Here is a 21,250-nt window from a genome sequence, read left to right as displayed (position 1 = left end):
ATATTCAAGGAACGAAGGTGAAAACAAAGCTATTTTTATTTTAAAGTTAACGGATCGAATCCAAAACATTCATCGTGAATTGTGCTATCATGCACGGTTTTTCACCGCCCCAGATTCAACAAAAGAGTAAGCAAAGATGAGCGATATGAATTCCCCTACTTCGCAAGTAGCGGCTCTGATTAGCCGAGGCAAAGAGCAAGGTTATTTAACTTACGCTGAGGTTAACGATCATCTACCAGACTCAATTACGGAAAGTGAGCAGATTGAAGACATCATTCAGATGCTTCAAGACGTTGGTATTCCAGTGCATGAACGTGCGCCAGAAACTGACGACACCATGTTTGGTGAATCAACTGAAGCAGCCGATGAGGTTGCTGAGGAAGAAGCTGCTGCCGTATTAGCATCGGTTGAAAGTGAGCCTGGTCGTACCACTGACCCTGTGCGTATGTATATGCGTGAAATGGGTACGGTTGAACTTCTTACGCGTGAAGGCGAAATTAGCATTGCAAAACGTATCGAAGAAGGCATTCGTGACGTTTTACATTCGATTGCTTACTGGCCAAATGCGGTTGAAGTTGTTTTACAAGAATATAATGACTTTTTAACAGGTGAGCGTCGTCTTGCCGATATTCTCTCTGGCTATTTAGATCCAGAATCTGATGAAGAAATTCCTGAAGTTCTTGAAGAAGAAGCTGAGCTTGAAGAAGAGGATGAAAAATCTCCATCTAAAGCAAAAGATGTCAAACTGGATGATGATGACGAAGAAGAAGAGTCTGAAGGTGATGATGATTCTGAAGGTGACTCTGGTCCAGACCCTGAAATTGCAAAAGCACGTTTCACTGAGCTAGAAAATGCTTGGAATGAGACCAAAGCAATCATCGTAAAACACGGCCGTAACAGTGCTGAAGCGGACGCTGCGCTTGAGTCGCTTGCTGCTGTGTTTATGATGTTCAAATTCACACCTCGTTTATTTGAAATCATTTCAGAAATGATTCGTGGTACGCATGAGCAAATTCGTTCAAACGAACGTGAAATCATGCGTTATGCCGTACGTCGTGGTCGTATGGATCGTAATCAGTTCCGTCTTAGCTTCCCTGAGCAAGAATCAAATCTAGCTTGGTTAGATGAACAAATTGCAAAAGCGCCTGCGGAAACCAAAGGTCATTTAGAAAAAGTTCGCCCTGATGTATTGGCATTCCAACAAAAGATTGCTGATATTGAGAAAGATCTTGGCCTAAATGTTAAAGATATCAAAGATATCTCTAAACGTATGACAGTTGGTGAAGCAAAAGCACGTCGTGCCAAGAAAGAGATGGTTGAAGCAAACTTACGTTTGGTAATTTCGATTGCGAAGAAATACACCAACCGTGGCTTGCAATTCCTCGATCTAATTCAAGAAGGTAACATCGGTTTGATGAAAGCCGTAGACAAGTTTGAATACCGTCGTGGTTATAAATTCTCGACGTATGCAACTTGGTGGATTCGTCAGGCGATTACACGTTCGATTGCAGACCAAGCACGTACCATTCGTATTCCAGTACACATGATTGAGACAATCAACAAGATCAACCGTGTTTCTCGTCAACTTCTTCAAGAAATGGGCCGTGAACCAACTCCTGAAGAATTAGGCGAACGTCTGGAAATGGACGAAGTTAAAGTTCGTAAAGTACTTAAAATCGCAAAAGAACCAATTTCGATGGAAACACCGATCGGTGATGATGAAGATTCGCATCTTGGTGACTTCATTGAAGATGGCAACATCACTTCTCCAATTGATGCTGCAACTTCAGAAGGCTTAAAAGAAGCGACACGTGAAGTACTTGAAAACTTAACTGAACGTGAAGCAAAAGTATTGAAAATGCGTTTTGGTATTGATATGCCAACCGATCATACTTTAGAAGAAGTTGGTAAACAGTTTGATGTAACACGTGAACGTATTCGTCAGATTGAAGCGAAAGCATTACGTAAACTTCGCCACCCTTCTCGTTCAGAACACTTACGTTCTTTCTTGGAAAATGACTAATCTTTGGGATATCTTGAGTGAGGGTTAAAGCCCTGACTTAAGACTTGAAGTTCAACACTTCATCCCCATTTATGTATTAGATCAAAAGCGCCTGCACTGATGCAGGCGTTTCAAATTAAGAGGTTGCTCATGTTAGACCGCACTCCTTCTCGTGAATTGCAAGAACATCTTTGGGTTTTCCCGATGGACTATCCGATCAAATTGATTGGTAATGCAGGGGATGAACTTCGAGTGGCTGTTGTTGATATTTTGCAGAAGCACTTCCCTGAATTTGATGGCGACACAGTGAAAGTTCAGCCATCACGTACAGGCAAATACCACTCTTTAACTGCACAATTGCGTTTTGAAGAGTTGGAACAAGTTCATGCCTTATACGCTGATCTTGCAGCCTGTCCTTTAATTAAGACAGCGCTTTAATAAAGAAGTCCAAAATACGAAAGTGTTTTGGATTTTTTTTGCACTAAAAAATAAGCTTCAACATTTTGATAAATAGCTATTTATCTTCCCCAAATCATTACATAATTAAGCTATTGATCCATTAAAAACTGTAAAGGAAGTTCTGCTGTAATGAGTGCTGCGAAACCCACCTTAATCATTCGTTGTTTCAATGATCTACAAGATTACACGGCTCGTTTTGAAGCAATGAAAGACTTTACAACACATCGTGATGAAACTACACCTGATGAAGTTTGGTTATTGCAACACCAAGATGTTTTGACTCAAGGTCAAGCTGGTAAAGCCGAGCATATCCTCCTGCACAGTAACCTTCCAATTGTTCATACAGATCGTGGCGGTCAAGTTACTTGGCATGGCAAAGGTCAGTTGGTGGCTTATTTTCTTTTAGATCTCAATCGTTTGAAGTGGCATGTCCGTACTCTAGTCACGTTTGCTGAGCAAGCCATGATTGATCTGCTCAAACAATACAATATCGATGCATACGCCAAACCAGATGCACCTGGGGTTTATGTAGACGGACGAAAGATTGGTTCGCTCGGTTTTAAAATCCGTCGCGGTCGTAGCTATCACGGCCTTGCACTTAATATCGACTGCGACCTAACAGGTTTTCAAACCATTAACCCTTGCGGCTATGCAGGTTTAGAAATGGTGCGCTTACGAGACTTGCTACAAGATTACCCAAGCTTTGAACAACTGTACCATGATTTCGTCGCTTATCTAAAAAATACAGATTTCTTTAATGACCTTATAGTCAAATCTGAATAATTTACTTTTCAATTCTAATAAAATAAATTAGAGTAAATACTCTAAATTAGCTTTTGCATAATTTTAACAAGGGAAACGCAAGTGATTTCGACCAAAGCAGTGAAGCCCACTTTGCAATTTGCCTATGTCAAACTCATGATGGATGTCGTGGGTCGTGGCCTAGTCATGGCAAGCCAAGTAGACAGTGAAGTCCAACAGGAAGTCTCAAAGTTTCCTATTGGTTTTATTCTTTCAATGAATGTTTTTCCAAATGGGCCAGCATTTATTGCTCGAGTAACCGAAGAAAAACAATTAGAGCTTTTGCCAAATTATAAAGGTAAGCCTGATTTAACCATTACGTTCAAGCATCTAACTCATGCTTTCTTGGTTTTTTCATTTCAGGAAAGTACAGCTCAAGCCTTCGCCAATGACCGTATGATCGCCGATGGCGATGTCTCAAGTGCCATCCGTCTTGTACGCTGCCTGAATAAAATGGAAGCCTTGATCTTACCTAAATTGATTGCTTCACTTGCCGTAAAACGCTACCCAGCTGAATTAACATTCAAAGAAAAATTCACGGGTGCAAAAAATATCTATCTTAAAGTCGCAAAATCATATCTCAAACGGAGCGCATAACATGGCTAAGCCTTATTACGAGTTTTTCTGTCCTGTAAAAGTCATTGCTGGTAACGCTGCGTTAGAGCACATTCCTTTTGAACTTGCGACACTTGGTGCAAAACGCCCGATGATCATTACCGATAAAGGTGTGCGTGCCAATGGCTTGCTTGCTCCAATCGAAGCGGCTTTCAGTACCACTGATGCTGTGGTTGGCGCGATTTTTGATGACGTTCCACCAGATTCAAGCTTGGAGGTGGTTCGCTTAGCGGCAGAGCTTTACCGCAAACAGAAATGTGATGCGATCATTGCGATTGGCGGTGGCTCAGTCATTGATACCTCTAAAGCAACCAATATTTTGGTGTCTGAAGGTGGTGACGATCTCCTGCAATATTCAGGTGCACATAACCTACCAAAACCACTTAAACCATTCTTCGTGATTCCAACGACATCGGGTACAGGATCTGAAGCAACCATGGTTGCTGTGGTTTCTGATACACAAAAGAATGTGAAGCTGGCATTTGCATCGTATTACCTGATGCCGCATGCCGCCATTCTTGATCCACGCATGACACAGACACTCCCACCTCATTTGACTGCAATGACAGGTATGGATGCACTGACACACTGTGTTGAAGCCTATACTTGCTTGGCAGCCAATCCTTTGAGCGATGCCTATGCTAGTGCAGGTATCAAAAAAATTAGCGAAAACTTATTTAAAGTTTTAGACAATCCAAGTGATGCACAAGGTCGCCTAGAACTTGCTCAAGCATCAACTATGGCTGGTATCGCCTTCTCGAACTCAATGGTGGGCTTAGTCCATTCACTTGGCCATGCACTTGGTGCAGTTGCCCACCTTCCCCATGGTCTATGCATGAACTTATTCCTGCCATACGTGCTTGAATATAACAAAGAGATTAATGGCGATAAGATTGGTGAATTGCTACTTCCACTCGCTGGCGCAGATATTTATGCACAAACACCTGCTAACCTACGTGCCGATAAAGCCATTGCCACGATTCTTGCAATGCGTGATCGCTTGTTTAGCCTGACCAAACTTCCTCGTACTTTACGTGAAACAGCTAAAATCACTGAAGCTCAGTTAGATGAGGTTGCAGAAAAGGCTTTAAATGATGGCTCAATCATTTACAATCCAAAAGAAGCAAGTTTGCAAGATATTCGCGCTATTTTACAAAAAGCGTGGTAATTCACTCAGTAAACAAAAGTGATGCAAGAGTTTAATTAAGCACATCTAAGGCGGTTGTTATTTTCATGGCAGAGAATAATACACAACAATCTGGCAAATACATCGCCTTAGGTATAGCTTTTGGCGCTGCTCTAGGGGTGGCGTTCAATCAAGTTGCGATTGGCATTGCTTTTGGTCTCATCTCTACGACTCTATTTACCGCCTATCGGAGTCGTAGAAGCAATCAAGATCCTGATTCCTATGATAATAAATAAGCCATTCGCAATTCAGTTCTTTTCCATTCAACACAAACCACTATCACTAACTTTCTAATATAAGTAAGCTTACCCATATCTTTTGCTTTTAAATGAATCTTTATTCATCGATTTGTTTCGCTTTTTGGCAAAAAAATTGCTAAAAAAAGCATAAAAGTACTGACAATTTATAGCGTTTTAGGATAGATTGGCGCACTTTCGTTTTTTGTACGGGGGATCGTTTTCGTCTCAAACGATCCTTAACACTAAAAGCTGATCTTTGATCAACGATTATGAGGATAACGCCGTTGACAAATCCATCCGGGACTCAACCAACAGCGAAGCTGCAAAAGAATCTTGTGCTTTGGCACATTATCATTATTGGCTTAGCTTATATTCAACCATTAACTTTATTTGATACATTTGGTTTAGTATCTGAAAGAAGTGGTGGTCATGTACCGACTTCCTACATATTTGCCTTAGTTGCAATCCTTTTAACGTCAATCAGTTATGGTCACATGATTCGTCGTTATCCATCTTCTGGTTCTGCATATACCTATGCCCAAAAGTCAATTCACCCTAATGTTGGTTTTATGGTGGGTTGGTCTTCGTGGTTAGATTATCTGCTTTCTCCTCTGGTCAATATCATCCTTGCAGATATTTATTTGAGAGCACTCTTCCCAGAAGTAAATAATTGGATTTGGGTCATTGGTTTAACCGTACTTATGACGGTGATCAACCTGTTTGGTGCACGTTTCGTTGCACGTTTTAACAGTACCATTGTAGTGATCCAGCTCGGTGTTATTTTCTACTTTGTATATCAGGTCTATGTTCTGCTGACACAAGGCGTCTATGCTGATGGCACACTAAATCCAGACAAAGCTGAACTATGGTCACTCGCGCCATTCTGGAATGAAATGACCTCTGTCGGGGCATTAATTGCAGGTGCAACTGTTCTGTGCTTCTCATTTACTGGTTTTGATGCTTTATCTTCACTTGCAGAAGAAACCAAAGATGCCGAAAAAACGTTGCCACGTGCAATTTTCACCACTGCATTACTTGCAGGGATCATCTTTATTGTCAGCACCTACTTTATTCAGCTTTACTTCCCTAGCAATCCGAATACCTACTTCAACCCACTGGATGAATCTCAACCAGTCATGGTTGCAGCGATTGGTAGCCTTGCATTTAAGACCATGGTTTTATACTTTGCAGTCGTAGCAGTAATGGCATCGGGTATTTCGGCACATGCAGGTGTATCGCGTTTAATGTATGTGATGGGTCGTGATGGCGTGATCAATAAGAAATTATTCGGTCATATTAGCCCACGCTTGCATACTCCAACTTACAATATCTTGATTGTGGGTGTTGTTGCGTTGTCTGCAGGTTTCCTTGATCTTGAGCATATCGTGAACTTGATTAGCTTCGGTGCTTTAACCGCATTTAGCTTTGTTAATTTCTCGGTAATTTCTCGTTACGCGTTGAGAGATGGTAAGAACAAGACACCAAAAGACATTATCAGTTACATCATCATTCCTACACTCGGTTTCGCCAGCGTGTTTATGATGTGGTTAGAAATTGATAAATTGGCTTTACAGATTGGCTTGGCTTGGGCCGTCATCGGTGTCGGTTATCTTGCTTATAAAACCAAGGGCTTCAAATACAATGCACCACAGCATAATGAATTTGATGACAGACACTAATCTGACAACCTGATATAAAAAAAGGCGCTAAATGCGCCTTTTTTTATGACTTGCTAATTTAACCATGCAGCTTTTCAACAATTGTTTTCACTCTTTGTGCGTAAAGCTTCGCCGTTTCCAAGTCCCCGGTTGGGATCTCATCAGTACTGGCATCTGATGGTGATTGAACCAATAATCCGACAGAACCACCTAAATTATTCACATCTTCACGTTTAGCATTTTTAGTATTAGCAGGCAATAATCCCAAGCTCACCCAAATTCCACCATGCTGAGAAGCTAAAGTTTGTAATTGAATCAAGGTAACTTGCTTATCACCATTCAAACTCGCGCTATTGGTAAAGCCTGCAAAGACTTTATCCTGCCAGCCACGGGTAAACCAGATTTTTGAAGAAGCATCGGCAAACTTTTTAAACTGCCAAGGCGTTGCTGCCATGTAGGTTGGCGCTCCAAAAACAATACCTTGTGCCTCATTTAAAGTTTGCCAGTCTTGCTCTGTAATCTCTCCATTCTGATCAATTTCAATTAAAGAGGCGTCTATTGCACCCGCAAAAGTTTCAGCAACAACTTTGGTATGGCCATAGCCAGAGAAGTAAACAACTGCAATTTGTGTCATGAGATCATCCAAAATTTTTAAAAAGTTCGATTTAATGATATATTTTAGAAACTAGGTGTCAATTAGTTACCAAAAAGTAACTATGGACATTCAATTGGAAATTTAAGGTTTTAGCTATGAATCAGGCACTAAAATATGATATTTATCAACAACATTGCCCTGCTCGGTTATTTTTTGAAAAAATTGCAGACAAATGGGTACTGATGATTATCAATGTGCTTGCTCGAGAAACCCAACATTTCAATTTATTGAAAAAAAGTATTCAAGGCATTTCACCCAAAGTATTGTCTCAAAAACTAAAAATGCTTGAACGCGATGGTTTTATTGAGCGACAGGTACAAGATACTGCACCAATTCGAGTTGATTACTCGCTCACCGCACTCGGTTTAGAAGTAGCGGAAATGGCATATCAATTGAAAGATTGGGCTGAAAGTAATATCGAACAAGTCATCTATGCCCAACAACGGTTTGATTCAATTCAAGAAGAATAAACAAAACGATATGGTGAGGTTCGTATGTATCCACAACCTTTAATTGCAGTTGCAGATGTTGAGAAAACCAGTCTGTGGTATCAAACAATACTTGGTTTAGAAAGCAGTCATGGCGGAAAAGAATACGAACAGTTGTTGTATGAACAGCGTATGGTGTTACAACTGCATCAATGGCAAGCCCATGACCACTCACATATTGGAGACCCGAAACGATTAATTGGGAATGGAGTTTTATTGTGGTTTGAAAGCAATCAATTTGATGAGATTGTTGAAAAACTACAAACTCATCAAATCGAAATTTTGGAAGGACCGAAATATAACCCTAACGCGCATCATCGCGAAATTTGGTTTAAGGACCTGAATGGCTATACGCTGGTTGTAGCAAGTCCATATGGCGATCTTTAATTAGAGTTGTTTAAAACCTTGCTGTCTCCATGCCTCGTATACAATGACAGCGGTTGCATTAGAGAGGTTTAAGCTTCTTGAATTTTCTGCCATCGGTAAACGAATCCATTGCTCTTGCGGGAACATTAAACGCACTTGCTCAGGCAGACCACGGGTTTCAGGCCCCATCAGCAAGGCAACTGGACGATTCAGATCAACCGTATGCGGTGTTGCTGTCCCTTTAGTGGTGAGTGGGAAAACATGCTCCACACCCTTCGCTTTTAAATCAGCAAGGCAGAGTTCAATAGTGTCCCAAATTTGCATTCTCGCCCATTCGTGGTAATCCAATCCTGCACGTTTCAACTTTTTGTCATCCAGCTCAAAACCCAAAGGTTTGACCAAATGTAGTTGCGCACCAGTATTGGCACATAGACGAATGATATTACCTGTATTCGCTGGAATCTCAGGCTCGTATAGGACGACATGAATCACTTAATTACTCACTTATACATATATTGGCTAGCTTGGTACAGAACCTAATTTACTAAAAAATATGGCCATTAGCTTCACTCAGGCATAGCCTTCGTCTTGCGTTCGGACAGCGATAATCAATCGCTGCTTCTCCTCACTCATGCCATTTTAACTGTTCACGTAGACTCACCACTTCACCAATAATGGTTAAAGTTGGTGCTACGATCTGATGTTCAGATACTTTGGTCGCGATATCTGCCAATGTGCCAACCACGACTTTTTGCTCAGGGGTGGTGCCTTTTGAAATTAAAGCCACAGGCATGTTTGGACGTTGACCATGTACAATCAGTTGCTCACAAATACGCGCCAAACCGACCAAGCCCATGTATAACACCAAGGTCTGGTTTTCATAGACCAGTTCATTCCAAGGTAGTTCAGGTGAACCTTCTTTTAAATGACCCGTCAAGAATCGCACACTTTGTGCATAATCACGATGCGTGAGTGGAATACCTGCATAAGCAGAACAACCTGAAGCTGCGGTAATACCAGGAACGACCTGAAAGGTCACATTGGCTTCAACCAATTCCTGAATCTCTTCACCACCACGACCAAAGATAAAAGGATCACCACCTTTTAAGCGGCAAACACGTTTACCTTGTTGCGCATATTCCACCAATAAGGCGTTGATGCCATCTTGTGGAACGGAGTGATTTGAACGTGCCTTACCGACATAGATTTTTTCAGCATCGCGACGGCATAAATCCAAAATAGGTGCAGATACAAGACGATCATAAATCACCACATCCGCTTGTTGCATCAAACGTAATGCTTTTAAAGTCAAAAGCTCAGGATCACCCGGCCCTGCACCGACCAAATACACCTCGCCTTTCGGTGCCATCCATTCAGTCAAAGCTTGCTGAATCAGATCATTGGCCACATCAATATTGTCATTGAAAACCTGTTCTTTCAGCGGACTGGCATACAGGTTTTCCCAAAAGATACGACGCTCATCGGGATTAGCAATTTTTGCTTTGACTTGCTTGCGCCAGAGACCAGAAAACTCAGCCAGCTTGCCCATACCATGCGGCACAATGGTTTCAATCTGAGTGCGTAATTGTCTGGATAAAACAGGCGATGCGCCATTAGAAGCGACCGAAATCACCAAGGGTGAGCGATCAATAATTGCTGGCACCATGAAACGACAATGTGGAATATCATCGACACTGTTCACGAGTAGATTACGCTGTTCACACTGTTCAAATACGTTTTTATTGACGTCAGGCTGATCAGTTGCCGCAATCACTAAGCGATAAGCTGTTGCCAGAACGGCTTCAGTGAAAGGCGATTGAATATATTGCCCTGTTGATTGCTCAACAAGTTGACGTAATTCAAAAATGATCTCTGGTGCAACCACATCAACAATTGCACCAGCTTTGACGAGCAGGTTTGCTTTGCGGTAGGCGATATGCCCACCACCCACAATCAGACAACGTTGCTGCTGCAACCTTAAAGAGATTGGGAAAATTTCCACATCACGCCTCTATATTTTCAATCTGATTGAGCTCAAGCAAAAACTATGCACAAAGTCGATGCAAAGTTTAGTCGATGTAGCTAACACCGCCCATATATGGACGTAAAACTTCTGGAATCTCGATTGAACCATCAGCACGTTGATAGTTTTCCATCACCGCAAGTAAGGTACGACCAACAGCCAAGCCTGAACCATTCAAAGTATGCACCAATTCGATCTTCTTCTGATCAACGCGGTAGCGTGCTTTCATACGGCGTGCTTGGAAATCCCCCACATTAGAGCAACTTGAGATTTCACGATAAGTATCTTGGCTTGGCACCCAGACTTCTAGGTCATAGGTTTTGACTGCGCCAAAGCCCATATCCCCACCACAGAGCAAAATTTTACGATACGGTAAGCCTAATGCCTGCAAAATACCCTCTGCGTGGGCAGTCAATTCTTCAAGTGCCTGCATAGAGTGCTCTGGTTTTACGATTTGCACCATTTCGACTTTGTCGAATTGATGTTGACGAATCAAACCACGGGTATCACGACCATAAGAACCCGCTTCACTACGGAAACATGGCGTATGTGCAGAATATTTCAGTGGTAAACGATCCGCATCAATAATTTCATCACGAACGAAGTTCGTTACTGGTACTTCTGCCGTTGGAATCAGGTAATACTCTTTTTCACCTTGTAGCTTGAATAGATCTTCTTCAAACTTAGGGAGCTGACCTGTACCACGTAAGCTGTCTGCATTGACCAAATACGGCACATAAGCTTCGGTATAACCATTTTTAAGCGTGTGTGTATCGAGCATGAACTGGGCTAAAGCACGTTGTAAACGCGCCAAAGGTCCTTTCAATACGCTGAAACGTGAACCTGTTAGTTTGGTCGCTGTTTCAAACTCCAGACCACCCATCATTTCACCAAGATCGGTATGATCTTTAATCTCAAAATCAAATTGGCGAGGTGTACCCCACTTCAAGATTTCAAGGTTATCGCTTTCATCTTTACCAAATGGAACAGATTCATCTGGCAGGTTTGGAATCGCCAATGACTTTTGTTCAAGCTCAGCTTGTAACTCCGCCAAAGCCACTTCTGCAGCTTTGATTTCATCACCAATGGCCGCCATATGCGCCATGATTTCAGAAGCATCTCCACCCGACTTTTTGATTTGACCGACTTGTTTCGCACCAGCATTACGCTCTGCTTGTAAGTTTTCAGCTTTGGATTGCAAATCTTTACGGCGAGCTTCTAAATCAGCCCACTCTTGCACATCGAGCTGAATACCACGTTTTGCCAAAGCAGCATTGACTGCTTCAATATTATTTCTAAGTAATTTTGGGTCGATCATAATCAATCATGAATAGAGAAAAAAACTGGCTATAGTGTAAGGCTTTAACCTAAAAAAATACAGTGATTGCGCAGCATCTACACATCATATGTAAATGCTGTATCGAAACTAGTTCGGATCTTTTGGCAGGCTCGGTAAATATTCAGCCTTCACAAACTGTTTAGCTGCGTAGTACGGCAAGGTCAATTCACTCATCCCTTCCGCATAAGACGCCAACTCATACAATGGATAGACAAAGACGATGCCATTTACGCCATAGTAATAGTTATCGCTGACCTGTAATTGCTCTTTTTTAATACTATGATCTTCTAACCAGTTTTGATTGGATGCATACAGTTCATCACGTAATTTGATATTCATATCAGGTTTGAGTAATTCACTAACCGTGATGTGCTTTTTATTGCTCAAGTCAAAATTCACAAATTCTTGATGTGACATGCCATGTGCTGCACCTGCAGAATAAGAATAGGTCTGAATCGCAAACGTCGCCAGATTATAGTTTTGCCCAATAAAGCGTACATAGGTACTGCTTTCACTCTGTGATGGTTCATCCGCAGGAACTTTTACTTTTTGATCTGCAACATTTGAAAATGCATTCGGTTCTGCTTTCTTCATCCGGTTTACAAAATACTCATCAATCCATTTCTGATTGGTTTCAACTGTTTGTAAATCATAATTGGTACAGCCATCCTCCAAACAGACTTTTTGTTTTGGGATTTTGACGGCTACGACTTTAGCTTGAATCAGAGGAATATCGACTTTTTCAGTGGTCGCAGTGCTCTCTTTTTTAGGTTGGCAGCCTGCTAATCCAACAACCGTCAAAATTGGGAGCAGTGGAATAATTTTTGATAATTGTGAAGTCTTCATCGTCATGCAAGTCTCTGATGTTTTTCTTCACTATACAAAGCCTTGCCTTGAGATGAAATTAAAAAATGTATCCAAGCTTCACATCAAAAAAAGCCGCAACAGGTGCGGCTTTTTTAAAGTTCGACCAAGAATTACTGATCAATAATATCCGTACCTTTAGGCGGCGTGAAATTAAACACCGAGGCAGGAATCGTTGGATTCACTTTAATATTGCTAAAACGGACATAAGTGGTTTGGCCTAAAGAGTCTTGTAACACCATCAAGTTTGGTGCTTTATTACTACCAAAACTAATGGTTAAGCTTTGGAATGCACCATCTTCCTGTTTTGGATATAAAGTGTAATACAGTTTGCTACGGTCAGGCTGAGTCACACGATATGATTGCATGATCTGATTGGTATTACCTGATAACAATAATGCAGGCGTATTAGCAATTTGATCGTCCAAGCTTTGACGTACTGCTTGTTGTAAGTCTGGATCATAAATCCACACCACTTTACCTGTGGTCACAATGGTTTGTTTAGCAGGACTCGTGGTTTCCCAATAGAATTTCCCAGGACGTTCAACTTTCATGGTCCCTTTGAATGTCTGATTCATATGTTGAGCAGTTAAGCCCTTTTTCTGTGCGACTTTATTACTATTGCTAGGTGCGACTTTTGTGGTTTGTTCAAAATCTGCGGTGAATCGTTGCAAGCCAGATAACTGTTGAACCAAACTTGTGGTTGCTTGCTGAGCCGATGCAGCTACAGGTGCAGCGAATACCTGACTACTCACAACTGGAGCAAGTGTCATTGCACTTAATGTTGCAGCATAAGCCATTTTTTTTACGAAATTCATAAAAACAACCTTCTATCAGATTTCTACTGGTATGACGACATCTTACTGTTTTTGATCATTAAAAAAATGAAGAAAAGCAACGGTTTTGTGTAATTCGTGTCGCAAAGTTCTGCATTATGTATGAAGTTGCGGGCTTTATGTAGAGATTGTAAGGATGAAAATCAACTTTTCGACCATATCACCGATTAAGGACGTCAATGCCAGATCAGAGAAATTATTCATCAACAATGCTCTAGACGAAAAATAAGAGTTTGATAACCTGAAACCAATAATTTTAAAAAGCACCGTCCATGAAAAGCCTTGCCTTTATCCATCGTAATGACACTCGATTTGCCATTGGTGATTTTTATCCTGCTCTTTCGGTCTTTTCTTATCAGGAACTTGGCAATACTACCTCCCCATTTTTACTTCTAGACCATATCGGACCTGGGCGTTTGCCACCTAAAAGCACCAAAAAAGGAGTCAATGAACATCCGCATCGTGGTTTTGAAACAGTCACCTTTGTTTTTGCGGGGGAACTGCAACATCAAGACTCGACAGGAAGTGGTAGCGTGATTAGCCAAGGTGATGTGCAGTGGATGACAGCGGCATCGGGTATACAGCATATTGAACATTTCAGTCCTGCCTTTCGTGAGCAAGGTGGATTCTTTGAAATGGTGCAATTATGGGTCAACCTGCCAGCCAAAGATAAAATGTCCGCACCACATTATCAAAGCTTATTGAATCACAATATCCCAAAAGTCATACTCAAGGATAATGCAGGCTATGTTCGTATCGTGGCAGGACAATTTCAGAATACACAAGGTATCGCTCAAACCTTTAGCCCAATGAATGTATTTGATGTCCATCTGGCTAAAGGACAGCATCTTATACTCCCCGCCAGTCATGGTGACAGTACCTTAATTTATTTACGTAATGGAAAGCTTCAATTCTCTACTGATGAAGAAATTTTAGAAGAACAAGCTTTGGCAATCATGTCTAGTTTCGACAATGATGTAGCAGTTACTGCTTTAGAAAATTGCGATCTATTATTTTTATCCGCCCCGCCACTACAAGAGCCGATCAACGGGCATGGCTTTTTTGTGATGAACAGTTATGAGGAAATTCTTCAGGCCTATGACGATTTGAAAACAGGGCAATTTGGAAAACCATAAAAATCCCCACCTTAAAATCCAGCAGGCATAAAAAAACCCGCTCAAAGCGGGTTTTTTCGAACTATTAAAACTTAAGCTTCAACAGTTACATAGCGACGGCCAAATTGACCTTTCACTTCAAATTTTACTACGCCGTCAGCAGTAGCAAATAAAGTATGGTCACGGCCCATACCAACATTTGCACCAGCGTGGAACTCAGTACCACGTTGACGAACGATGATGTTACCAGCAGTTACAGTTTGACCACCGTAAACTTTAACACCTAACATCTTAGGATTCGAATCACGACCGTTCTTCGTCGATCCACCGGCTTTTTTAGTTGCCATGTCTATTTACTCCTCGTGTTAGCCTGCGATACCAGTAATTTTCAACTCGGTAAACCATTGACGGTGACCTTGTTGCTTACGGTAATGTTTACGACGACGCATTTTGATAATGCGGATTTTGTCGTGACGACCATGGCCAACTACTTCTGCAGTTACTTTTGCGCCAGCTACAACTGGAGCACCGATTTGAATGTTGTCACCGTTAACAACCATTAATACGTCATCAAACGTAATAGTCGCGCCAGTTTCAGCTTTCAATAATTCTACTTTAAGGGTTTCACCCTCAACAACACGGTGCTGTTTACCACCGCTTTGGATTACTGCGTACATATGTACTCCAACTTGCCCGTGTCTTCGTGCCGATAAAGGGATATATCGATCTTAAGACGAACGCCACTGGGGTTATTCAAGGGGACAAATTTTAAGTGAAAATTGATCAAACAACAAGTTATTTTGCACAAATGCACACATAATGATAACTTGCTTGGATTTTCAAGTAAAATCAATTAGATTGATGGCGAACTGTTTTGATTGATTCGTATCAGAATTTGAAATCGTTTCTTGAAAACAAATTGTGACATATAACAAGCTGTGTTTTTACAGCGCCATAAGTAAAGTCAAGATACAAGATGAGGACTTTACTTTTTCTGTCTAATTTAAAACCAAAGAGCTCAGCATTATGTTTTAAATGGCAGATTAGACAGGTTGTATAACTGTTTAGTCACAGATTAATTGATACACTTGGCAACATTACTCACCTGTACGAGGTTTTCCTTCATATGGTTATCGATTTTAAGCAAGACATTCTTTCTCCAGTTGCGACAGATTTTGCTGCGATGGATCACCTGATCAATGAAGGAATTAGCTCTAAAGTTGGTTTAGTTATGTCGGTGAGTAAACATGTTGTTGAAGCGGGTGGCAAACGCATGCGCCCGATCATGTGCTTACTTGCAGCGCGCGCCTGTGGTTTAGCCAATATGCAACAAGCACAGCATTTAGCGGCTGTCATTGAAATGTTGCATACTGCGACCTTAGTTCATGATGATGTCGTAGACGAATCAAGCCTACGCCGTGGTCGTCCAACAGCAAATGCAACTTGGAACAATCAAACTGCGGTTTTAGTTGGTGACTTCCTCATCTCACGAGCTTTTGATTTATTGGTCGACTTAAACAACATGACCTTATTAAAAGATTTCTCGACAGGAACCTGTGAAATTGCGGAAGGTGAAGTACTCCAACTGCAGTCCCAGCATCAACCAGAAACGACTGAAGAAACCTATCTCCGAATTATTCACGGGAAAACCTCTCGTTTATTTGAACTTGCGACAGAAGGTGCTGCAATTTTAGCGGGAGCCGAAGAATATCGTGAACCGTTACGCCGCTTTGCAGGTCATTTTGGCAATGCCTTTCAAATAATCGATGATATTTTAGATTACACCTCTGATGCAGAAACATTAGGTAAAAATATCGGTGATGATTTAATGGAAGGTAAACCAACTTTACCTTTAATTTCAGCATTAGCCCATTCAACAGGTGAGGATCACGCGATCATTCGTCACAGTATTGCAACAGGTGGTGTTGAACATTTAGATAAAGTGATCGAGATTGTTCATCACTCAGGCGGCTTAGATTACTGTCAAAAACGTGCCCAACAAGAAACGGATGCTGCTTTAGAGGCATTAAAAGCGCTACCAGATAATGAATATCGACAAGCACTTGTTAATTTGACCTTAATGGCCTTACATCGACTACAATAATTTTCTGAGTGCCTATGCATTTAACATTATCTGATCTTTTTTCAAACATGCAGGAACAGCTGGATCACCCCCAAGCTGTGCTTGATGAAAACCTCTTGATCGAGTTCGTCAATCGTATACGACCAAAAAATCCAAATGATGCAGATGAAGTCAAACAGCGTATTCATGCGCTGATCAAAATATTATTGCTCACTCCGACTTCGGCAATACTGCTTCAAAACTTTTTACTTAAGCTGATCAGCCAATATAAACAGCTTAGCTTATATGCCGATAGCGGCATTCTTTCACTTGATGGTTTTTGGAACCAATTGAGCCAACGCCTGGGTGCACATTTCCTGCCTTTAGTCGAGGATGGTCAACAACTGAAAACCTTGATTGGAAAAGTGTTCCATCAAGAAAATGACAGTGAATGGTTAGATCTCATCGAGAATCAAGACTGGATTACGCTCTTCAATCTATTGGGTGAAAGCCAAAGCAATACCCGAGAAAAGCAAGTTTCAAAAAATGAGCTGATTAAAGCCATTACGGTTCTTTCTTACCGAATTAGTGGTATTGGCCTATATCCCGAGTTTATTAATGCTCAGCCCGAAATTACTGAATATGAATCCCCTTTTCTGGTACAAAACAGAGAAATTGTAGAGTTCATTGAAAAATATAAAAAACAAATTGATGATCAAGACGCAGTCGTTGTATTGCCACCACCCGATGCATCTCAAGCATTTGTAATGCTGGATCAGTGCCGTGAAGTGGTACTGAAAATTCGTCGTGCCACTAAGCGTATCGGTGTCAGTATTAGTTTAACCTACTTATTGTCTTTGCTTGAGCAAGCCATTGACCGTATTGAACTATTACTCACCATATTGGCCAGTAAAAATGATGCCCGATATACTGCATTAGGCGAACTCATCACTGATTTGACCAAGGCGCACTACAATGAAAAAAGTGTCCGTCATTTACTCACTTCAACCAGTGAACTGATTGCCTTACAGGTGACCGAAAATGCCAGTAAAACAGGCGAACATTATGTAAGTACCGACAAAGCTGGCTTCTTTGGCATGTACAAAGCGGCTGCAGGTGCAGGTGCGATTATTGCCACTATGGCAACGCTAAAAATTTTAACGGCCCGCTTGGTACTCGCACCATTTGGACATGCCTTTTTATATAGCATGAACTACGCACTTGGCTTTATGTTGATTCATGTTCTACATTTTACTGTTGCAACCAAACAGCCTGCGATGACCGCGGCTGCACTTGCCTCAACAGTACAGCAACAGAAAGGCAGCAAGACCGCCCAGATTGCAGAACTCGCTGCATTGATTATTAATATTATCCGTACCCAGTTTATTGCGATCTTAGGAAATATCTCGATTGCGATTCCAACCGCAGCCCTGATTACCTTTCTATGGCAATATAACTTAGGTGAGCCCCTGCTCAATCACACCAAATCAGCTGCACTGTTACATAGCCTCAATCCCTTTACCTCTTTAGCAATTCCTCATGCAGCAATTGCAGGCGTCTGTTTGTTCTTTTCTGGATTGATTGCAGGTTATTTCGATAACTTGGCGGTTTACCGTAAAGTCGGTCCGCGCTTAAAGCAACATCGACGTTTAAAACGCTGGATGGGACAACAACGCTTAGATAAATTTGCTGCTTATATTGAGACTAATCTCGGTGCATTGGCAGGTAATTTCCTGTTCGGGATTATGCTGGGAAGTATGGGAACGATCGGATTTATTCTCGGCTTACCTTTAGATATTCGTCATATTGCCTTTGCTTCTGCCAATTTCATTCAAGGTTTGATGACGATTGGTGGTCCTGACATTGGTTTAATTTTAGTGTCATTCTTAGGTGTTATGCTGATAGGCCTAACAAACTTATTTGTGAGCTTTACCTTGACGATTATTGTTGCTCTACGCGCACGTCGTGTTCGTTTTGCACAATGGAAGCCTTTAGCTAAGTTAGTGATAACACATTTCTTAACTCGACCAAGTGATTTTTTCTGGCCACCTAAGCAACCCGTAGAAGTTGAAGAGCAAACTAAAAACGCATCTTCACATCAATAACTTTGTACAGAAAAAACAGCGAAGTACAAGTCTAACATTTGAACTATTTTTACGTATAATCAATCTACCCAAAATAGTTCAAATGGGTTGGTATTCCCAGCTTTTATTATTCAATAGATCACTTCTCCGCTGTGGTATCGACTTTACACAAGTAGATACGATGACCTGAGTCCTTATCTCGATTTGAATGATAGAGATCAAAACAATACTTCTATATCACTAACGACGTAAAAATTTTATGATGTATTTTGAATAAATGGTTTGTTTTTTACTTTAGCTTAATCATGTTATATCGCAGATATTCTGACTTACATAATTAGGCGAACAGCTGGAAAACAGCTTCTTTTACTAAATGCATAGATCTATTTAAAATGAGATATACATCAAATTTTGTTATGTTTTTTTACTAGACCTTAAAAAAACATAAAAATGAAATTATCATAAAATTTCAAGACTTGACCAAAAGTGTACTCACGAGTACACTTTCAAACACTCGACAACCCTGAACAATGGTTAAGCACATAATGAGTTCCGCATGCCATACCTATTACTTTGTATTGGTTGCTTTTTTTTAGGATCCGGTGTGATTGGATTAATGAATTCCAACGCATCAACTTTAGACCTTTTTAGTGTTCAAGCTTTATTTGAGCACCGTTCATTTACGCTTAACCATGTGACAATTTTACTCTCTCGCTTAGGTGGGATGCCATTTTTATTATTTTTGACTACATTTTTGTGTATTTACCAAATATGGATGAAGAACTATAAGAATGTGATTTTTATCTCATTCAGTGTGGGTGGAAGTATTGTGATTGGTTGGCTTCTGAAATGGAGCATTGATCGGCCAAGACCTTTAGAGTTTTATCACTTGGTTCAAAGTTATGGTGCATCCTTCCCAAGTGCTCATAGCCTTTATGCTGCAATCCTTGCAAGTTTAGCGATGTTGTTATGTCGACAATATAAGCATCGCAATAGTGTCATTTTAGTATCTACTTTATGGTTTATTTCCATGGGGATATCTAGAGTTTATGCAGGGGTTCACTATCCAACTGACGTTCTTGCTGGTTGGGGAATTGGGTTGATTTGGACTTCGTTGCTTTGGTTTTGGCTGTTTCAAAGCAATTTCAGCAACAATTTGTTTTTAGATAAGAAATCTAAATTGAGGTGGAATAATGATGTCGGCTAAGCTTTGGGCTCCTGCCCTAACTGCTTGCGCATTAGCAACAAGCATTGCGCTTGTTGGTTGTAGCAAAGAACCTAAAGATGCACAGCAAGCTGCTGCTTCTCAAAAAATGCCACCTCCAGAAGTTGGTGTCATTGTTGCTCAACCACAAAGCGTTGAACAAAACGTCGAACTGTCAGGACGAACCTCAGCATATCAAGTTTCGGAAGTACGCCCACAAACAGGTGGCGTCATCTTAAAACGATTATTTGCTGAAGGAAGCTACGTTCAGGCGGGTCAAGCCCTTTATCAAATTGATGCCAATACTAACCGAGCAACGGCAGACAGTGCACGTGCAGCGTTATTGCGTCAACAAGCGAACTTAAATTCGTTACGTGTGAAAGAAGGCCGTTATCGTCAGCTTGTCGGAACAAATGCTGTTTCAAAACAAGAATATGATGATATCAATGCTCAAGTAAAATTGGCTGAAGCTGATGTTGCTGCATCTGAAGCTGCATTAAAAAATGCTGAAATTACTTTAGGTTACTCAACTGTACGCGCACCTATTTCAGGTCAGTCTAGCCGTTCTTCGGTAACGCCTGGTGCGTTGGTGACTGCAAACCAAGCTGATCCTTTGGTGACGATTCAACAACTAGATCCAATCTATGTTGATATCAATCAATCAAGTGCTGAGTTATTGCGTCTACGCCAACAATTGAGCAAAGGCAGTTTAAATAACAGTAACAATACCCGTGTCAAAATCACACTTGAAGATGGTTCTGAATACCCAGTGGAAGGCCAACTCGCTTTCTCTGATGCAAGCGTGAATCCAGATACAGGTACTGTGACTTTACGTGCAGTCTTCTCAAATCCAAACCATTTGCTATTACCAGGTATGTACGCAACGGCTAAAATTTCGCAAGCAGTTTTACCTAACGCTTACCTGATCCCTCAAGCTGCGGTGTCTCGTTTACCAACAGGACAAGCAATTGCTTTAGTGGTAAATGCTAAAGGTGCGATCGAAACACGCCCAGTTAAAACTGTGGGTGTAAAGGGTCAAGACTGGATTGTCACTGAAGGCTTACAGGCTGGTGATAAAGTTGTTGTTGATGGTGTTGCCAAGGTAAAAGAAGGACAAGAAGTTTCCGCTAAGCCTTATCAACCAAAAGCAGCTGAAGGTCAAAATGCAGCACCCAAAGCTGCTGAACAACAAAAGCAAGCCAATTCACCAAAAGCTGAACAAAAAGCAACTTCAGAAGCTTAAGGGGTAGATTG

Annotated in this window: 22 protein-coding genes; 14 read left to right on the top strand and 8 right to left on the bottom strand. The window is 41.2% G+C overall.

The annotated features are described in order from the left end of the window. The first annotated feature begins 136 nt into the window (after positions 1 to 136). The 7 genes from rpoD (at position 137) to F909_RS11075 (ending at position 6,981) form a co-directional block, all read left to right on the top strand. The gene (gene rpoD / locus F909_RS11045; RefSeq protein WP_005150328.1) at positions 137 to 2,023 is read left to right on the top strand and encodes an RNA polymerase sigma factor RpoD; all 1,887 of its coding nucleotides are present in this window, start codon (positions 137 to 139) and stop codon (positions 2,021 to 2,023) included. A 129-nt stretch (positions 2,024 to 2,152) separates the two neighbouring features. Then, a complete protein-coding gene (locus F909_RS11050) occupies positions 2,153 to 2,440 on the top strand; it encodes a YbeD family protein (protein WP_004652212.1) in 288 nt (95 codons plus the stop codon). 150 nt (positions 2,441 to 2,590) lie between these two features. Beyond that, positions 2,591 to 3,244, top strand: a complete 654-nt coding sequence (gene lipB / locus F909_RS11055) for a lipoyl(octanoyl) transferase LipB (RefSeq protein WP_005150327.1) — start codon at positions 2,591 to 2,593, stop codon at positions 3,242 to 3,244. Between the two features lie 81 nt (positions 3,245 to 3,325). After that, positions 3,326 to 3,859 (top strand): hypothetical protein, encoded by a 534-nt coding sequence (locus F909_RS11060; protein ID WP_005150325.1) that lies wholly within the window; start codon positions 3,326 to 3,328, stop codon positions 3,857 to 3,859. A 1-nt stretch (position 3,860) separates the two neighbouring features. Further along, positions 3,861 to 5,045: an iron-containing alcohol dehydrogenase gene (locus F909_RS11065; RefSeq protein ID WP_005150319.1), complete on the top strand. Its 1,185-nt coding sequence runs from the start codon at positions 3,861 to 3,863 to the stop codon at positions 5,043 to 5,045. A gap of 65 nt (positions 5,046 to 5,110) precedes the next feature. Then, positions 5,111 to 5,299, top strand: coding sequence for a glycine zipper domain-containing protein (locus tag F909_RS11070; RefSeq protein ID WP_005150317.1), 189 nt, complete (start codon positions 5,111 to 5,113; stop codon positions 5,297 to 5,299). 287 nt (positions 5,300 to 5,586) lie between these two features. Continuing rightward, entirely contained in the window at positions 5,587 to 6,981 is a 1,395-nt protein-coding gene (locus tag F909_RS11075) for an APC family permease (protein ID WP_032862964.1), read from the top strand. A 58-nt stretch (positions 6,982 to 7,039) separates the two neighbouring features. On the opposite strand, the gene F909_RS11080 is transcribed toward F909_RS11075, so the two are convergent. Then, positions 7,040 to 7,594: a flavodoxin family protein gene (locus tag F909_RS11080; RefSeq protein WP_005150312.1), complete on the bottom strand. Its 555-nt coding sequence runs from the start codon at positions 7,592 to 7,594 to the stop codon at positions 7,040 to 7,042. Between the two features lie 116 nt (positions 7,595 to 7,710). On the opposite strand from F909_RS11080, the gene F909_RS11085 reads away from it, so the two are divergent. Together F909_RS11085 and F909_RS11090 are read left to right on the top strand one after the other, a co-directional pair. Further along, positions 7,711 to 8,085 carry a winged helix-turn-helix transcriptional regulator gene (locus F909_RS11085; RefSeq protein ID WP_005150311.1) on the top strand — a complete coding sequence of 125 codons (375 nt, stop codon included), beginning with the start codon at positions 7,711 to 7,713 and terminating at the stop codon, positions 8,083 to 8,085. 24 nt (positions 8,086 to 8,109) lie between these two features. Next, a complete protein-coding gene (locus F909_RS11090) occupies positions 8,110 to 8,490 on the top strand; it encodes a VOC family protein (RefSeq protein ID WP_005150309.1) in 381 nt (126 codons plus the stop codon). Here F909_RS11090 and F909_RS11095 read toward each other — a convergent pair whose 3' ends face one another. The 5 genes from F909_RS11095 to lolA form a co-directional block, all read right to left on the bottom strand. Continuing rightward, positions 8,491 to 8,961, bottom strand: coding sequence for a tRNA (cytidine(34)-2'-O)-methyltransferase (locus F909_RS11095; RefSeq protein ID WP_004652223.1), 471 nt, complete (start codon positions 8,959 to 8,961; stop codon positions 8,491 to 8,493). It lies immediately after the preceding gene. Between the two features lie 133 nt (positions 8,962 to 9,094). Beyond that, positions 9,095 to 10,471 carry a siroheme synthase CysG gene (cysG, locus tag F909_RS11100; protein WP_005150307.1) on the bottom strand — a complete coding sequence of 459 codons (1,377 nt, stop codon included), beginning with the start codon at positions 10,469 to 10,471 and terminating at the stop codon, positions 9,095 to 9,097. A 67-nt stretch (positions 10,472 to 10,538) separates the two neighbouring features. After that, entirely contained in the window at positions 10,539 to 11,810 is a 1,272-nt protein-coding gene (gene serS, locus F909_RS11105; RefSeq protein ID WP_005150306.1) for a serine--tRNA ligase, read from the bottom strand. Positions 11,811 to 11,918: 108 nt separating this feature from the next. Then, positions 11,919 to 12,683, bottom strand: a complete 765-nt coding sequence (locus tag F909_RS11110) for an RsiV family protein (protein WP_005150304.1) — start codon at positions 12,681 to 12,683, stop codon at positions 11,919 to 11,921. Between the two features lie 125 nt (positions 12,684 to 12,808). After that, positions 12,809 to 13,513, bottom strand: coding sequence for an outer membrane lipoprotein periplasmic chaperone LolA (gene lolA / locus F909_RS11115; RefSeq protein ID WP_005150301.1), 705 nt, complete (start codon positions 13,511 to 13,513; stop codon positions 12,809 to 12,811). 290 nt (positions 13,514 to 13,803) lie between these two features. Between lolA and F909_RS11120 the strand changes: the two genes are divergently transcribed. After that, on the top strand, positions 13,804 to 14,667 hold the full coding sequence (locus F909_RS11120) for a pirin family protein (RefSeq protein ID WP_005150292.1): 864 nt from the start codon (positions 13,804 to 13,806) through the stop codon (positions 14,665 to 14,667). 71 nt (positions 14,668 to 14,738) lie between these two features. Here F909_RS11120 and rpmA read toward each other — a convergent pair whose 3' ends face one another. Further along, positions 14,739 to 14,993, bottom strand: coding sequence for a 50S ribosomal protein L27 (gene rpmA, locus F909_RS11125; protein ID WP_004640422.1), 255 nt, complete (start codon positions 14,991 to 14,993; stop codon positions 14,739 to 14,741). 18 nt (positions 14,994 to 15,011) lie between these two features. Then, on the bottom strand, positions 15,012 to 15,323 hold the full coding sequence (gene rplU, locus F909_RS11130; protein ID WP_004652230.1) for a 50S ribosomal protein L21: 312 nt from the start codon (positions 15,321 to 15,323) through the stop codon (positions 15,012 to 15,014). A 449-nt stretch (positions 15,324 to 15,772) separates the two neighbouring features. Here rplU and sdsA point away from each other — a divergent pair, with 449 nt between their 5' ends. From sdsA to F909_RS11150, 4 genes are all read left to right on the top strand, one after another. Beyond that, positions 15,773 to 16,750, top strand: a complete 978-nt coding sequence (gene sdsA, locus F909_RS11135) for an All-trans-nonaprenyl-diphosphate synthase (RefSeq protein WP_005150289.1) — start codon at positions 15,773 to 15,775, stop codon at positions 16,748 to 16,750. A 14-nt stretch (positions 16,751 to 16,764) separates the two neighbouring features. Continuing rightward, positions 16,765 to 18,813 carry a site-specific recombinase gene (locus F909_RS11140; protein WP_005150285.1) on the top strand — a complete coding sequence of 683 codons (2,049 nt, stop codon included), beginning with the start codon at positions 16,765 to 16,767 and terminating at the stop codon, positions 18,811 to 18,813. 535 nt (positions 18,814 to 19,348) lie between these two features. After that, positions 19,349 to 19,999: a phosphatase PAP2 family protein gene (locus F909_RS11145; RefSeq protein WP_032877857.1), complete on the top strand. Its 651-nt coding sequence runs from the start codon at positions 19,349 to 19,351 to the stop codon at positions 19,997 to 19,999. Then, positions 19,986 to 21,239: an efflux RND transporter periplasmic adaptor subunit gene (locus F909_RS11150; RefSeq protein ID WP_005150278.1), complete on the top strand. Its 1,254-nt coding sequence runs from the start codon at positions 19,986 to 19,988 to the stop codon at positions 21,237 to 21,239. Before F909_RS11145 ends, F909_RS11150 begins: the two co-directional genes overlap by 14 nt. The last annotated feature ends 11 nt before the right edge of the window (positions 21,240 to 21,250 follow it).

It is taken from the genome of Acinetobacter sp. ANC 3929 (genome assembly GCF_000369405.1).
Classification (GTDB): domain Bacteria; phylum Pseudomonadota; class Gammaproteobacteria; order Pseudomonadales; family Moraxellaceae; genus Acinetobacter.
Note: the sequence above shows the minus strand (reverse complement) of the source record. Positions and strands in the feature narration are given on the sequence as shown.